Annotated in this window: 12 protein-coding genes; 4 read left to right on the top strand and 8 right to left on the bottom strand. The window is 37.4% G+C overall.

The genetic code is table 11. The annotated features are described in order from the left end of the window. Positions 1–136: 136 nt before the first annotated feature. On the bottom strand, positions 137–265 hold the full coding sequence (locus tag BSO02S_RS28195) for a hypothetical protein (protein ID WP_268875971.1): 129 nt from the start codon (positions 263–265) through the stop codon (positions 137–139). Positions 266–510: 245 nt separating this feature from the next. Between BSO02S_RS28195 and BSO02S_RS02080 the strand changes: the two genes are divergently transcribed. Together BSO02S_RS02080 and BSO02S_RS02075 are read left to right on the top strand one after the other, a co-directional pair. Then, positions 511–1,047, top strand: coding sequence for a cupredoxin domain-containing protein (locus BSO02S_RS02080; RefSeq protein WP_066061675.1), 537 nt, complete (start codon positions 511–513; stop codon positions 1,045–1,047). Position 1,048: 1 nt separating this feature from the next. Beyond that, entirely contained in the window at positions 1,049–2,515 is a 1,467-nt protein-coding gene (locus BSO02S_RS02075; protein ID WP_066061671.1) for a cbb3-type cytochrome c oxidase subunit I, read from the top strand. A 44-nt stretch (positions 2,516–2,559) separates the two neighbouring features. Here BSO02S_RS02075 and BSO02S_RS02070 read toward each other — a convergent pair whose 3' ends face one another. After that, complete coding sequence (locus BSO02S_RS02070) at positions 2,560–3,720, bottom strand: cation:proton antiporter (protein ID WP_066061668.1); 1,161 nt, start codon at positions 3,718–3,720, stop codon at positions 2,560–2,562. A gap of 213 nt (positions 3,721–3,933) precedes the next feature. Then, the gene (locus BSO02S_RS27720; RefSeq protein WP_066061665.1) at positions 3,934–7,341 is read right to left on the bottom strand and encodes a hypothetical protein; all 3,408 of its coding nucleotides are present in this window, start codon (positions 7,339–7,341) and stop codon (positions 3,934–3,936) included. 223 nt (positions 7,342–7,564) lie between these two features. Here BSO02S_RS27720 and BSO02S_RS02060 point away from each other — a divergent pair, with 223 nt between their 5' ends. Continuing rightward, a complete protein-coding gene (locus BSO02S_RS02060; protein WP_066061658.1) occupies positions 7,565–8,041 on the top strand; it encodes a hypothetical protein in 477 nt (158 codons plus the stop codon). A 48-nt stretch (positions 8,042–8,089) separates the two neighbouring features. Here the strand turns inward: BSO02S_RS02060 and BSO02S_RS02055 are convergent, their stop codons facing one another. After that, entirely contained in the window at positions 8,090–8,602 is a 513-nt protein-coding gene (locus BSO02S_RS02055) for an HD domain-containing protein (protein WP_066061655.1), read from the bottom strand. 171 nt (positions 8,603–8,773) lie between these two features. Further along, entirely contained in the window at positions 8,774–10,723 is a 1,950-nt protein-coding gene (gene ltaS, locus BSO02S_RS02050) for a lipoteichoic acid synthase (protein WP_066061652.1), read from the bottom strand. Positions 10,724–11,228: 505 nt separating this feature from the next. On the opposite strand from ltaS, the gene BSO02S_RS02045 reads away from it, so the two are divergent. Then, positions 11,229–11,417: a hypothetical protein gene (locus BSO02S_RS02045; RefSeq protein ID WP_066061646.1), complete on the top strand. Its 189-nt coding sequence runs from the start codon at positions 11,229–11,231 to the stop codon at positions 11,415–11,417. 140 nt (positions 11,418–11,557) lie between these two features. Here the strand turns inward: BSO02S_RS02045 and BSO02S_RS02040 are convergent, their stop codons facing one another. The 3 genes from BSO02S_RS02040 to BSO02S_RS02030 are packed head-to-tail and all read right to left on the bottom strand — an operon-like array spanning position 11,558 to position 14,785. Beyond that, the gene (locus BSO02S_RS02040; RefSeq protein WP_066061644.1) at positions 11,558–12,709 is read right to left on the bottom strand and encodes an acyl-CoA dehydrogenase family protein; all 1,152 of its coding nucleotides are present in this window, start codon (positions 12,707–12,709) and stop codon (positions 11,558–11,560) included. A 58-nt stretch (positions 12,710–12,767) separates the two neighbouring features. Next, entirely contained in the window at positions 12,768–13,421 is a 654-nt protein-coding gene (locus BSO02S_RS02035; RefSeq protein WP_066061641.1) for a potassium channel family protein, read from the bottom strand. Positions 13,422–13,447: 26 nt separating this feature from the next. Continuing rightward, positions 13,448–14,785 (bottom strand): TrkH family potassium uptake protein, encoded by a 1,338-nt coding sequence (locus BSO02S_RS02030; RefSeq protein WP_066061638.1) that lies wholly within the window; start codon positions 14,783–14,785, stop codon positions 13,448–13,450. Positions 14,786–14,881: the final 96 nt, after the last annotated feature.

Genomic DNA, 14,881 nt, shown 5'->3' with positions numbered 1-14,881 from the left:
CAATAGTATTTGCAAAAATATTTTTTCGCTTTAAAGCAGCATAATTCAAAAGAAGAAAGTAAAAATGCCTTCTATTATTTAGAAGGCATTAAGGAATGTATATTAAATTATGAGCGAAAGAACAAAAATATGCGTCTTACCAGTCCCTCGTTTTTTCAAGCAATTGATCAATCTCAACTTTTTTTACTTTATGACTGTTTTTCTCAGATGTTAGACCTGATGTAACTTCAAGTAATTTATCGATATCAATTAATCCATTTCCCATCATCTAACCCCCAAATTTTATTTATTTGTTTCATCACTTTAACAAACTATTCGACGATTTCCTGATAATCATGGGGGTGTTTTTGCAAAAATAAAAAGGGACTAGTTCGTTTTAAACAGATTACTTGTAAAGGTATGATATAATTCACTATTTTTTCACAAAAAGCAGTTTACAATGGAAAATGGAATCAGACAAGCGGTTGGGGGACCACTTGTTATGAGATTCATATTTTGGGAGGGGATAGTATGTACCAATCCATTGCGTGGTACGCTACATTGTTTTTCGTTTTCCTTATTGCACTAGCTTTTTCATTTGTGTACGGGGAATCGAGAAAGTTAAGAGAGTATGGACCGATTCAAGAAAAAGGTTACAAAATTCGTAAGTTTTATTTTCTAGGGTTAGTGGCGATCATGGGGTTTGCTTCAGCCATATCATTAAGCAAACTTCCATATCACAACCAGCATGCACTTGCAAAAGAGGATGGTAAGATTGTTGATGTAACAGGGATGCAGTTTTCCTGGCAATTAAGTGATGAAAACTTTGTGGCGGGAGAACCTATTAAGTTCCGCGTGACTAGTAAGGATGTCACCCACGGTTTTGGTCTTTATGACACACACATGCAGCTTATTGCGCAAACTCAGGCAATGCCTGACTACACAAACATGGTTACTATTACCTTTGACAAGCCAGGAACGTATAAAATTTTATGTTTGGAATATTGCAGCACAGGTCACCATTTGATGATAAAGGATATCGTCGTTAAACCAAAGGGGGGTAAATAAGATGGATAGTAAAGCTAGAAACTCAATAAAAAAAGGCGTTGCTTTATCATTAGTCGTTACCTCCGTTGTGCTTGTTCTAATGATGATTTTCGGGGTAATTATGTTATTGAGTCAGGGGAATGTTGTAAAGATCTCCTCACAATTATTTTACAAGGTGATGACAATCCATGGAACAGGAATGATTGGTATTGCAGCCTTGGGTGGAAGCGCCATCATGTGGTATTATTTATCAAAGTATATTCATCTGAATCCAAAGGTGTTTTTTACCAACCTAATCCTGACATTGATTGGTGTGCTGATGATTCTTACCGCCATATTTGGGTTTAACTTTTCAGATGGCTGGACATTCCTCTATCCGCTCCCATCCTTCTCAGCCAAAATGTATGGGACAACCGGGGCATTATTGTTTTTATTTGGTCTGTTACTATTGGGTGTTGGTTATTTGATCATGTACTTTTATTTAGCTGCACGGCTGATTAAAGAATATGGTGGTTTAGGAAAATCACTTGGCTGGGATTATATTTTCAGGGGGAAAAAAGGCTATGGACCACCTCCTGCTGTCGTGGCAACAACCATGGTGATTATCGCCAATTCCACTGGGATTCTTTCCGGTGCGACTGCATTAGTCGAATCGATTATAAATATAATTAATCCTAATTTTAGTTTTGATCCAATGGTAGCAAAACATTTAACCTATGCATTTGGACATATTTTTGCCAACTGTACAATTTATATGGCAGTTATCGCCGTTTATGAAGTGTTATCAGGATATACCGGACGTCCATGGAAATCAAATAAAGCCTTTTTGATACCCTGGAATTTCTCCACTTTATTTACCTTAATGATTTATACGCATCACTTATTAATGGATTTTGCCGTTCCAAGATGGATGCTAATCGTTGGACAAATCTTTTCTTATGCAAACGGTCTTCCGGTCATGGTCGTTACCGCCTATGGCGCCTTAATGATTGTCTTCCGTTCCGCCGTAAAATGGGATTTCGCTTCAAGTATGATGTTTTTAGCGATGTTCGGCTGGGTGGCAGGTGCCGTACCGGCGATTATTGATGCAACCATTGTTGTGAACCATGTGATGCATAATACAAAATGGGTACCAGGTCATTTCCATACCTATATGGGAATGGGTGTCGTCGCAATGATCTTTGGCTTCATGTACTATTTCAATAAAACGGAAGGTACGCAAAAGCAATCCGGGCTCGATAACGTCGCAATTTTTACCTATTTTGTTTTCTTTGCCGGATTGACGGGTTCATTCCTCTATGCGGGAAAAATAAGTACCCCAAGACGCTGGGCTGAACACTTGCCTGAGTGGACAGGTTCTGACCAGGTAGGAGCCCTGTGTGGTATTTTTATTATTGTTGCCGCCCTCATTTTTACAACTAGATTTATTATCGGTTTAAGAAATGTTGGTAAGAAACCGACATCAGAGGAATTAAAATCTGTATCATAAATATGAAAGGTCCAGCCAACTATTTTGGCTGGACCCTTCTTGTCTTAAGCAGAGGCTTTCATTTCTTTGCGTGCGTCATTTTGATTAAAAAAGTATTTCATCATTGGAGGGGTAACAATAGTGGTTACAAGAACCACGATAACTAATATCGAAAATAACTCCTGGTTAATTAGTTTTGTCTCTAGTCCAATGGTCGCAATAATTAAGGCAACCTCCCCTCTTGATACCATTGCGGCTCCAATACCTAAGGAACTTCTCCATGGAAACTTTGCCAATTTTGCACCAACTGCGGCACCAATTAACTTTGTTAAGATGGCTAGAATACTAAGTCCGATAATCAAACCTAAATGCTGCGAAATGCCATCAAAACTTGCCTTCACACCGATAGAGGTAAAGAAAACAGGGACGAAAAAGGAATAGCTTACGGTCTCAACCTTTCCGAATATTTCATGCTTAAATTTCGTTTGACTTATCGCTACACCTGCAATGTACGCGCCAATGATAGCCGCAACACCCGTTAATTCTGCCACATAGGCAAAAAGGAAACAGATGATTAAGGCTGAGGTTAGGAGTGATTCCGTTACCTTTAATGGGGCAAACTTCTTTAAAACCCATGGTACCACCTTCCAAGCGGCTAGTATAGCACCTCCAAAGAATAGTACCTTTTTAATAATCACCATACTTAAATTGACATCCCCGCCGGCCATACTCATTAAGAAGGCTAAGGCAATAATAACCAGCACATCATCAATGACCGCTGCGCCTAAAATAGTGGTTCCTTCTTTTGACTGCATTTTATTAAGCTCTTTTAGTGCCTGAACAGAAATACTCACACTGGTGGCTGAAAGCAATAATCCTAAAAAGACCGCTTCAATGGTGGTCATACCCATCATGACACCTGCAAGGTAACCCACAAAAAGAGGGACGATAATCCCACTGACCCCTACAAGTGTTGCTGCCTTTCCAGATCGTTTAAATTCATTCAAATCTGTCTCCATCCCGGCAATAAACATTAATAAAATGACACCTATTTGACTAAGTTCTTCCAAGGTTTTCGTTTCTGAAACAAGCCCTAATACGGCCGGCCCCAAAATGACCCCAATTAACAGCTTTCCTAACACTGAAGGCTGACCTAATTTAACGCTAATATCCCCAGCAATCTTAGAAGCAAACAAAATAATCGCTAATTCAAAAATTAATTCCATCCAATCACCTTTCTTTTTTGAAAATTAAAAAGAGTCTGCTTTTTTATAAACAGACTCTTTTTCGAAGAATACAAAAAGGCCTGTCAAACCACGGGACATAGATATCCCTTGGTGACAGGCTCCTCCAAATTCAACAATTATTTAATTAATACTATTATAACAAACTTTATGATTATATTCAACAGAAATTAACCGTTTAGCAGTTTATCCTCCTTAATCCCATCTTTTTATTTTATCCATTACTTTTTCCTTCAAGAAGCTAATAAAGGTTGATTCGCCCTTTAGTGCTTTTTGCTTATGCCATTCATTAAAGCTGGCAACGGTAATTAAAATTAATCCAGCAATTAATAAGTAGACCCACCATGGCATGTGACCCCAATATGGTCTTGTTTGCAGGAAAACATTTAATAGTAAAACACCAGTCCCCACGAAGAAATATGATTTTATCTGCAGGAACATCCCCGCCATCATTGATAGCAATGACAGTGAACCTAAAATAACCGCATCATAAATGGTATTACTCGCTAAACCATCCTGGATTAATAACAAGGAAACAATAATGAGTACTCCCCATTGGATGGCTTTCGTTATATCTGAATAGCGGCCTTTTAAACTGAGTCGGATGAAAATAATCAGCATAATAAATGGCAGGACACCCACTTCACGTTCCCATAATGCCGGGATATTCAACTCAGCGATGATTGAATAATAGGGCTGTAATAAATAGATCCCCGCAAGGATGGGCATAAAAACAGAGAGACTTGCCGGTACCCTTTTTCTTTGCAGCCAAATAGAGACGGCAATAAGCACTCCGGGCAGTGCGTTGCTCCATATATATGGATTCGGAAAAAAGTACATGAGCCAAAAGAACAGGAAGGAAACTGCCGTATATCCGTCTATCTTTATTTCCTTGAATTTTTCCCCACTTTCAAACAGCTTCTTATAAACGCTTTGCCCGATTACTGTCATCGATATGCCCAATGCCCCAATAAGAAGCATTTTTTCTAGCTTATCCATTTCACTTATATAGGCGAATGAAACGGTTGCAATAAATGCTAAGAATAATGGAACAATCCCAAATACATCCCATTTGATTCTATGCATATAAAAAAGTGTCCCCACAATATATGCCATCGTGATAAGATATGGAAGCCAGCCAAACGGATAGATCATAAGCATGGACCCAATTCCGAACATTGAAAATGGAACTAGAAAAAAAGCTGTCCGTTTCTTGTATTCTCCACTAACTACAAGTGTGAAAATGAAAAGCAGGGCGCTGGTAATTGGGAATTCATACCGCCCAAAATATTGCCCTATGAAAGACTCCAATCCAGTTGAAACAACAATAAATAACGACGTAAAACTTCCATAAAGAAACGCTTTGATCTTCCATTCATTTACGATCAATCTTGAACTTATTCCATATACCAACAACGCTAAAAGAAAGCTAAAAATGGCGTCAGTTTGATAAACAAACCAAGTATAAACAAGAACAATTGGATAAATAATGTGACCCATCCAGGCAAAGGCATTTGATAAGTCCCAGTCCTTTGTTCGACAAAGATAAGCAATAAACAATAGGATTACCGCACTTGTCGAAGCGATGAACGAATTCATTGTTTGGCTGAATGGAATTTTCAGCGAAATAGAATGGAGCAATGAAAAGTATGAAAGTAATACTGCTGTACTGACCAGAAAAGCTCCCCATTTTACTGCAAGCTTTTTATAGAAATTGTAATACATCCCAATTCCGGCCAACAGCAAAAGGGGCTGAACCCACAATTGATTAATCGGACTTACTAATGCATGGATTAGGGCAATGGTATAAAGTACAAGGGATGTAAATAATGAAAATCTGTTTAAATCTTTTTCTCCTACTTTTCTCCAAACAATACTGGACAATAACACAAGTACGGCACCGGCAGCAAAGTTAACCGCATAGCCATATTCTAAAAAATAGGTAGGGGAATTGGTGATTATTTCCTCCCCGAAGAAAACGACGGAAAGACCAAGTGAAGTTGGTAAACCCCATAAAGCCAATTCCTTTACTGTACTCCTCGTCTCATTCTTAAGTAGGAGATAGGCTGCAATCACTAGAAGCAAGAGCATGACACCCAATTCCCACCATAGCATGAACACCATTGCTGACATCATAGCGAGTGCTATAATTGCTAGCCCGATATCTCTGGAAGCGGCTTGAATGATTTTTGTGTACTTTGATATTAGAGCAACCCCAAACACTATAAACAGGATAAAACCCGTAAACGATAACGTAAGCGAATAATTGATTGCCACGAATGGTTTACACAATAAAGCTAGTGCCTCGTAAATGCCCGAGCCCAGAAACACAGTACTTAAATAGGGAAATAATCTTCTGGGACTAGTATGGGATAAATAAATAAAGTTAGCTGCAATGATCAAATAGGCCAGCATCAGCACAATCGATGGATTCCCCGCACGAAGCAGAATTCCTTCAAGAGTGATGTAGATAAAGGCGAACCCCGAAATCACCGCACTCGTATATTGAAATACCTTATTTAAAGCAAACCGTTCGTCCAATGCTTTCGGAACAAATACCATTCCAAATCCAATTAAAGCGTAGACAACCTCACCAAAAGAATCAAGGAAGCTATGCTCTATCAGCTGATAGGCACCATAAACAATCATGACAGTGAAAATAAAATGATATTCCTTTCTTCCACTCACATACATCATCGATAAATAGATTACAGCGGTTAACACCAGGTTAAAGCTGTACAAGACCTCGTTGTCGTATAAAAAAAGCATGAAAAGTGTGGAAAGAACAAGATTAACTTGAACGTAGTGAACAAATTCCCTTGTAAATAATATAAAAGAGTCTAATTTTTTCATCTTGTGATAGCCATAAATGAGAATAGCATTAAAAACAATCATACCAAGATAAAAGAAATCGATCTTAAATTGCAGACTGGCAAATAAAAAGGCCACCCCAATAGATAGCGAAACATAAGTAAACCAAACAAATAGTCTGGACCCTAAGCTCTTGGCAAAAAGAAAATAAACGATAAGCGGTAGAAAGCTTCCAAACATGCCGAGCAGATATCGTCCTTCACCAAATATCGATAAATACGATCCTAAAAGGCCAAACCATCCTAGTGAAAGAATAAGCATAGGCAAAAACAAACTTCCTAAGACGATAAAAGCAAATGCTGTTTTATCAATATGCAATACCCTTTTCGTAAGGAATCCAATACCGTAAAATAATAGTGCAACAAACGCAATCGATCCGCTTTTCATGAGACTTGACATGGATTCCCAATTACTTGTTGCTACGAACATGCCACCTATTAATAAAAAGATAACACCTATGTTTAATGACCAAGTAATATTTCTTTCGCGCACCTCTTCTGGTGTCAATGTCTTTTTAACTTTTGGCGGTTTGACATCTACTGTTTTTTGGATAGGTACATTCGTTTCTGGCGGGTGAGGAATGGCTTCAATTTCCAGTAAATCCATATGGTATTGCTTGTGCGCCTTTGCAACTTCCTCTACAATTGTATCTGCTAAGTATCCTTCTTCTTTTAAGGTAAATAACTCCTGTCGAAAAATTTTTCTTCTCTCTTCCCTCATATTCGGCCCCATTTAATCTCCCTCATTCCTACACTAAATGGTATTAACTCTAAAACTTTCCTTATTTTCCCTCTATAGTGTAATTTTACACTAGAAAAGAATATTTTCAATATATTAATTAAAAAAGCTTCAAAAGTTTATACCTTTCGAAGCGGGCGTTTTCATAAGGTTTGTGGTTTGGGTAAAATATCTGTATGATTAAAGATATTTACATGAATAGATGGAGGAAACAACTATGCTTACTTTTAATGAAAAATTAGCGATTATCGAATCATTTCCAGAATTAGAAAGAAAAAATGTCTCTCTGGGACGTATCAACTTTCAATTTGCGAACAGCATCTCAGATAAGAAAAATATCGTTTACCATTTACACCCAAATGGAAATGGCTTTGCATATGCCGGACAGCTTGAGAATTATAATACGGATGAAAAAGGTATGGTGAATATTCGTGATTTCAGCGCAGATCAACTAAAACAATTGTTGACTCACTCGATTCAAGCTCTATCACCTTTAGAAAAAACCGCTGCCGAGGAAGCCGTCGATGAAGATTCAAATGGGGAACGCTGGGTTGATGGTGAAAACAATCTTCTCCTTTTAATAAATGAAAACGATGCATGGAATATTTATTTTGGATTAAACCTTGATGAAAGCTTCGATACATATCTAGAAGCGGAGGCATTTTTGCGTGAAGAGGGCTTTCGTCGGAAATAAGGTATATTAGAGAAGGCTGTACTCGTAAGATGAGGACAGCCTTCTCGTCTATTCGCTCTCCTTTTCAATCCATTGGTCTAAACGGATAATGCTTTGTTTTGCCCGTTCATGGTCAATCGTTCGGTAATGATGCATCCCGCCCTCCTCTTCATCCTTCTCATCAGCCCATTTCACAATTTGTTGTAGCGGTGTTCTTACAATGTCGTTTGAAGGCAAAAAGGAATCGGTATGGAATAGAATGGCAAGTGCTATGGTTTTAGCTTTAATTGGATTCTCACCAAGACGAATCAGGAGCTTATGAGCCCTTTCTGCGCCTTTTATCGGGTGGATATCGTTTTGCTTGTACAGATCATAATCCCATTTGCCGTTTTTATACCATGTATAGTGACCCATATCATGAAGGAGTCCTGCTTTAGCCGCAATATCGACGTCCACATGATGTTCTTTCGCTAATTGAAAGGCATGATAGGCTACAGCAATCGCATGGGCAAGGCCGGAACGGTTCAAATATTTTTGGGCAATATGATGTTCAAATATATTTAATAAGGTGACGTCTCTCATGCGATTTCTCCTAACTTTTGCAATATAATTTGTTTTATCTATTATATGATACCCAAAAACTCATAGCTATTTTTTATAATAAAAAAAAGCAGAAGACATATGTAAAAATGTCCTCTGCTTTATATTTTTTAAAAACCTTTTTTTGTTTTGACTTTCGAAATACTGCATTATTTATTGTGCATTTGTCCCTTTACTTCCTTTAGGACTTAAATATTCATAGTCATCAGGATTAATTGGCGTATAGCCTTCAGGCTCGTAGAAACGCAATAAGTCCTTATAAACTATTTCATCGGACATTTGCAGTTCAGTATTTACTTTCCCATCAATATCCTTACAGACATCTGTCTGTTCTAACAATTCACCAGTTTCTGGCGAATAACATTTCCCTTTAATTTGGTAACCTTTAGAGGATACAAAGTCACCATTTCTGAATAAAGCCCAATCACGGTGTTCCTTTGATAATAAATCTGATCCAAATTCCATGTAATCCTTTGTATCAACACCTAATAAATGAAGAACAGTCGGACGTACATCGACTTCCCCACCGTATTGCTTTTGAATGCCGCCTTTTACACCAGGTACATGAATAAATAATGGTACACGTTGTAATTGTGCATTAAGAGCTGGTGTAATATCGTCAACGCCAAGGACTTTTGCCATCGCATCATTATGGTTTTCAGAGATGCCATAGTGGTCACCATACATTACAATTACTGTATTATCATATAACCCAGATGTTTTTAAATCATTAAAAAATTGTTCAAATGCTTGGTCCATATAATTTGCAGATTGGAAATATTGATTGACAACCGTATCACCATAATCACCTGCAGGGAAATCTGTATCTGATGGATCCATTGCAAACGGAAAATGGTTCGATAATGAAATAAACTTTGTATAGAATGGCTGCTTTAAGTTTTCAAGCATTGGCATTGATTCTTTAAAGAATGGTTTATCTTTCATCCCATAGTTCTTTGTATTTTCATCTGACATGCTATAATAATCAGCATCGAAAAATTGATCATAGCCTAATGCTTTATACATGACATTTCGATTCCAGAACGTTTTGTAATTACCATGGAATACGGCTGAATTATACCCGTACCCTTTCAAGATGGCCGGAGCTGCCTGAAAGGTGTTCTGAGCCTTGTTTACAAATACTGCACCTTGGCCCATAGGATATAATGAGTTTTCCATCAAAAATTCAGCATCAGATGTTTTCCCCTGGCCTGTTTGATGAAAAAAGTTCTCAAAATAAAAAGTATTGTTATCATGTGCCAAGGAATTCAAAAACGGTGTTACTTCCCGTCCGTCAGGCATTTTATAATCAATCATAAAGCTTTGGAAGGATTCCATTGAAACGTATATCACGTTCATTCCTTTAGCTTTAGCAAAGTATTTTGGATTTGGCGGTGAGTAGTTCGCTTTCCGATAATTCTCAACATCAGTAATATCACTACTGTCAGCCAAAGCACGCTGACTTGATGATTTAATGTTTTGAATGACATCATAAATGGTAAAGTTGTACGCACCCAGATATTTAACTAAATAATTTCGGTCAAAAGACCGTGAAAGCAGCTGCGGACGATCTTTTTCGGCTAAACCTAGGTTAAATAGAAAGGTAGTAATTGAAAATAATAGAACAATTTTAAAAGACTTTCTGTTCGTTACCGTAACTTTCTTAAAAACTGTTAGAGCTAAAGCAATTAAAATAAACATGTCTGTAAAATAAAAAATATCGAACGGTGACATTAGGGAAATTGCACTGTCCCCCAGCTGTCCAGCATTTGTTTTTGTTTGCATTAATACAGGCACAGTTATGAAATCATTAAAAAAGCGGTAATAAGCAATATTCGCATACAATAAAAACGATAACAGGAAATTTATGCTAATCATAATTAGCTTTGTATGCTTCTTAAAAAGCAGGGCAATACCAAAAAAGAAAAGCGCTGAGCTTAATGGATTAATTAATAACAAAAATTTCTGCAGGTTATTATCAATTCCTAATTTAAATTCAATTTGATATGCCGCATAGGTTTTCAGCCAAAATAGGACAACGGCAATAGCAAGAAACGTAATATGATTATTATTTAATGTTTTGGGTAATCTAATTTTATTCATTCCTAAATTCTCCCCTCACTTACCAATTAACTTCGGTAAACGAACCTAAATTACTATATCACATTTTCTTTAAAAGTAAAATCGTAATTTATGCCATTTTATGTATTTTTCAAAACTATATTTTTTGTCATTATTCTATTTGTTTCGACAATCGTTCAATTGTATTTAGAGTTTGATTTTTCCTAGCTTATTATAACATCCCTTTTATTTTTATGTGAGCTGCTAATGGGACATGACTATTTTCAACCTTCAATTAGATAAGACGGAAGTATTTTTCATTTAGTTTCATTTTTTTTATATATTTTTGAATTATTTGATGAAATAGCTACGATTAACCGGTTCGACTACAGTTCTTTATGACCTAAGGGAACAATCATTTCTAATCATCATAAACCGGAAACTCTGGGTATGCAATACGATTATAGTCTTATCTTTGCATGGATTAATGTGAAATTGGTAAGCATAAAAGGCAAAAGAATAATTAAGTAATGAAGGGAAGAGTTTTATGCCAAGAATTAGACCTGAATTTACTAAGAGCCCTTATTTCGTGGATGAACCTGGCAATTGGCATTTAAAGTCAGGTGCACCAAAAGAACTGCAAATGGAATTAAATAATTATCTAAGTAATTTAGAAGTAATAGACGAACCGGGAGCCATTAATGGGGTTCAGATTGGATATCCTTATGATCATTAATAATGGCCAAAATAATCTGTTCAATTTTCCACCATATATAATAGAGGAAAGCGATTACAAGATGGTTGATATTTCTTGCAAGGGTATTGGTTACGCAGCTATATTAAAACCAGCCGTTCATATAAACGGCTGGTCTTCAACTACTTATGGTTCAAAATGCTGTTCTTTGCTAAAAACTGCATTGTCATATCGTCCATAGGGGGATTATGAATCCCTGCTCTTACGTCCCGATAATAACGTTGTAAGGGATTCTTCATGGAAAGACTTTTTGCTCCGACTATCCTCATAGCCAAATCTACTATCTCAATTGCCGCATTGGTAACTGTTAATTTTGCTGCCCCTAAAGCCGGTCCCATTTTTCTTCTTTCCTGTTCATTGGATTGATCCCACTGTTTTGCAATCCCATACAAAAAGTACTCTGCCTGCATTAATTTCAATTCAAGCTCACCAATTTTTTGTTGGACATTTGGCAACTCGATTATTGTCCCAGCGATACTATTCGGCGAATACTCCTTAGCAAATTGAATAGCATACCTTTTCGCGGCCTTGGCAATACCAAGGTAACAAGCTGGAATGTGGAGAAGCCATCCATTTACACCTCTGCCCTCAGGACTTAACATTTCCATTAGATACTCTTCAGGGACAACAACATTATCTAGAATTAAATCATGACTTCCCGTCCCTCTTAAGGCAATGCTATCCCATGTTTCTTCAATCCCCACTCCTTTTCCTTCACGAGGAACGAGAATGTTGGCTGCTCCCATGGTTTCATTTATTGTTACACTAACGATAAAATAATCAAGCACCGGGGACATTGTCGTAAATGTCTTCCTGCCATTTATAACCCAGCTTTGCCCCTTCTTTTCTGCAGTCGTTTCTGGCCTGCCGCCCCGAGTTGGGCTGCCTGTTTTAGGCTCCGTTGCAGCGCTATTCACTAACGAGCCGTTTTTCACCTTTTCGCAAAGTAACTTAAACATTGGCTCTTCCCATGTCTTCTTTTCATTTTGATTTAAGATGATTCCCATATGCCATCCAATGGAAAGAGCGGTTGCGCCATCGCCTTCTGCAATCATTTCTTGAAGGCGAATCAAATCATAAAGCGGGATCTCTTCCCCCCCATATTTAGCTGGCACGGTTAATGAGGTATAACCTGTATTTTTTAGGTCCTGAATATTTTCAAAGGGAAAACTTCCTTCGATATCTACCTGGTGTGCTCTTAATAGGAACTGTTTTGAAAGGATCCTCATTAGCTCAAGCCGTTCATCTAATGTTTCTATTTTCGAAAAGTTCATTCAAATCCACTCCAATCCATTTTGAAAATCCCCCAATCGAATTGGATTAGGAGTTTTTTTATTCTAAATTAGCGAATCTTTCTAAATCTCGGTTTTTTCCAATTACTACTAATACGTCACCATAACCAATTTTCTCATCTGGTGAAGGTGATATATTAATATCATCATCTTGGCGAATGGCAATCACACTCAAATTAAACTTAGCTCTTAAGTCAAGTTCTCTTAACGTTTTTTCCATCATTCTATCCGGAATTTTTACTTCTTCGACACTATAATCTTTCGATATTTCAATGAAATTCAATACATTGGGTGATAATAACTGATGCGCAACACGAATACCCATATCCCGCTCCGGATGGACAACCCAATCCGCCCCAACTTTTCTTAAAACCTGACCGTGGAGCTTATTAATAGCCTTCGCAATTACTTTTTTTACACCTAATTCCTTAAGAAGTAATACGCTTAAAATACTCGCTTGGATATCATTCCCGATCGCCACGATGACCGTATCAAAATTCCGGATTCCAATTGATTTTAGTGCCTCTGCATCCGTTGAATCTGCAATTAGTGCATGTGTAACGAAAGGGTGTGACTCATCGACCCGCTCCTCATTGACATCTATACCGAGCACCTCTTGACCGGAATCAAATAACTTTGAAGCAATACTGATCCCAAATCGTCCTAAACCAATTACTGCATATTGATTAGCCATAACCACAAGTCCTCCCTGATGTAAAATTAACCGATCATGATTTTTCCTTTTGGATATCGGAAGGAATCAGGCTTTCTGCGCATCGTTACCGCAAAAGCAATCGTTAACGGGCCAACCCTTCCGGCAAACATGGTAAAGGTAATTAATCCTTTTCCGAAGTGAGACAATTCACGAGATAAGTCCATTGATAAACCTACAGTGCCAAACGCAGAAGTTGCTTCATAAAGGAGCGCGAGAAAATCCTTTCCGTGCTCGGAGACGGTTAATAACATTGTAACAGTCATCACTAGAAACAACGCGCTGAAGGTAACGGTCAATGCTTTGTAGATTGTTTCATAGCCAATTCGCTGTCGATAAAAAATAACATCCTCCTTACCACGTATTTGTGACCACACCGCTCCAAGTAATGTAGTAAAAGTAGTTGTTTTTATACCACCACCAGTTGAACCGGGGGATGCCCCTATAAACATTAAAAGTATCGTTAATAATAATGATGATTGAGTCATATCAGAAATATTAAGGGTGTTTGCTCCATCCGTTCTTGCAGCAACGGATTGAAATAGTGAACCAAGAAATTTCCCCGAGTAGGTTAGTGGCTTTAATGTTTTCTCATTTGAAAATTCAAAGATAAAGATTCCAATCGTTCCGCCTATTAATAAAAAGAAACTTGTTATTAAGACAATTTTGGTGTGCAAAGATATACGTTTTGAACGCCGGAATTCAAATAGTTCATTCATGACGATAAATCCCATTCCACCAAGTGTAATTAATACACAAATTGTTAATACAATAATCGGATCGTCTACATAAGCAGTTAAGCTTTGAAAATGACCGATAATATCAAATCCGGCATTGTTAAAATTGGAAATAGAGTGAAATATACCAAAATAAATCGCTTTACCAATAGGCATATCATTGGAAAATCGAATGGATAGCAGGACTGCTCCAACTATTTCAATTACAGCTGTAAATATTAAAATTCGCCTTGCTAACCGGACAATTCCTTCCATTGATAGGTTATTTAATGATTCCTGCAATAATATTCTTTCTTTTAGAGAAATTCTTTTTCCTAATAGGAAGGCAAATAGGGTTGCAAACGTCATAAATCCAAGGCCACCGACTTGAATCATAAATAAAATGACTAGTTGACCGAATATCGTAAAGGTGGTGCCGGTATCCACGACAACTAGTCCCGTTACACACGTTGCCGAGGTAGCAGTAAATAGGGCATTTAAAAATGAGAGGCCTTGTTCATTTGTGGTTGAGACGGGCATGGTTAGCAATAATGACCCTAGTAGAATAATAACTGCAAAACCTAGAACAAGAATTTTAGGTGGATCTAGATAATACCTTTTCTTTCGCATAATTTTCTCTTCCTAACCTATTTTTTGTATTAAGAAATTGAAATAAATATCTACCGTATATTAATAATGCACCTCTGAAAATGCATGGTGCTTAGT

This window comes from Neobacillus soli NBRC 102451, assembly GCF_001591665.1.
GTDB lineage: Bacteria > Bacillota > Bacilli > Bacillales > Cytobacillaceae > Neobacillus > Neobacillus soli.
Note: the sequence above shows the minus strand (reverse complement) of the source record. Positions and strands in the feature narration are given on the sequence as shown.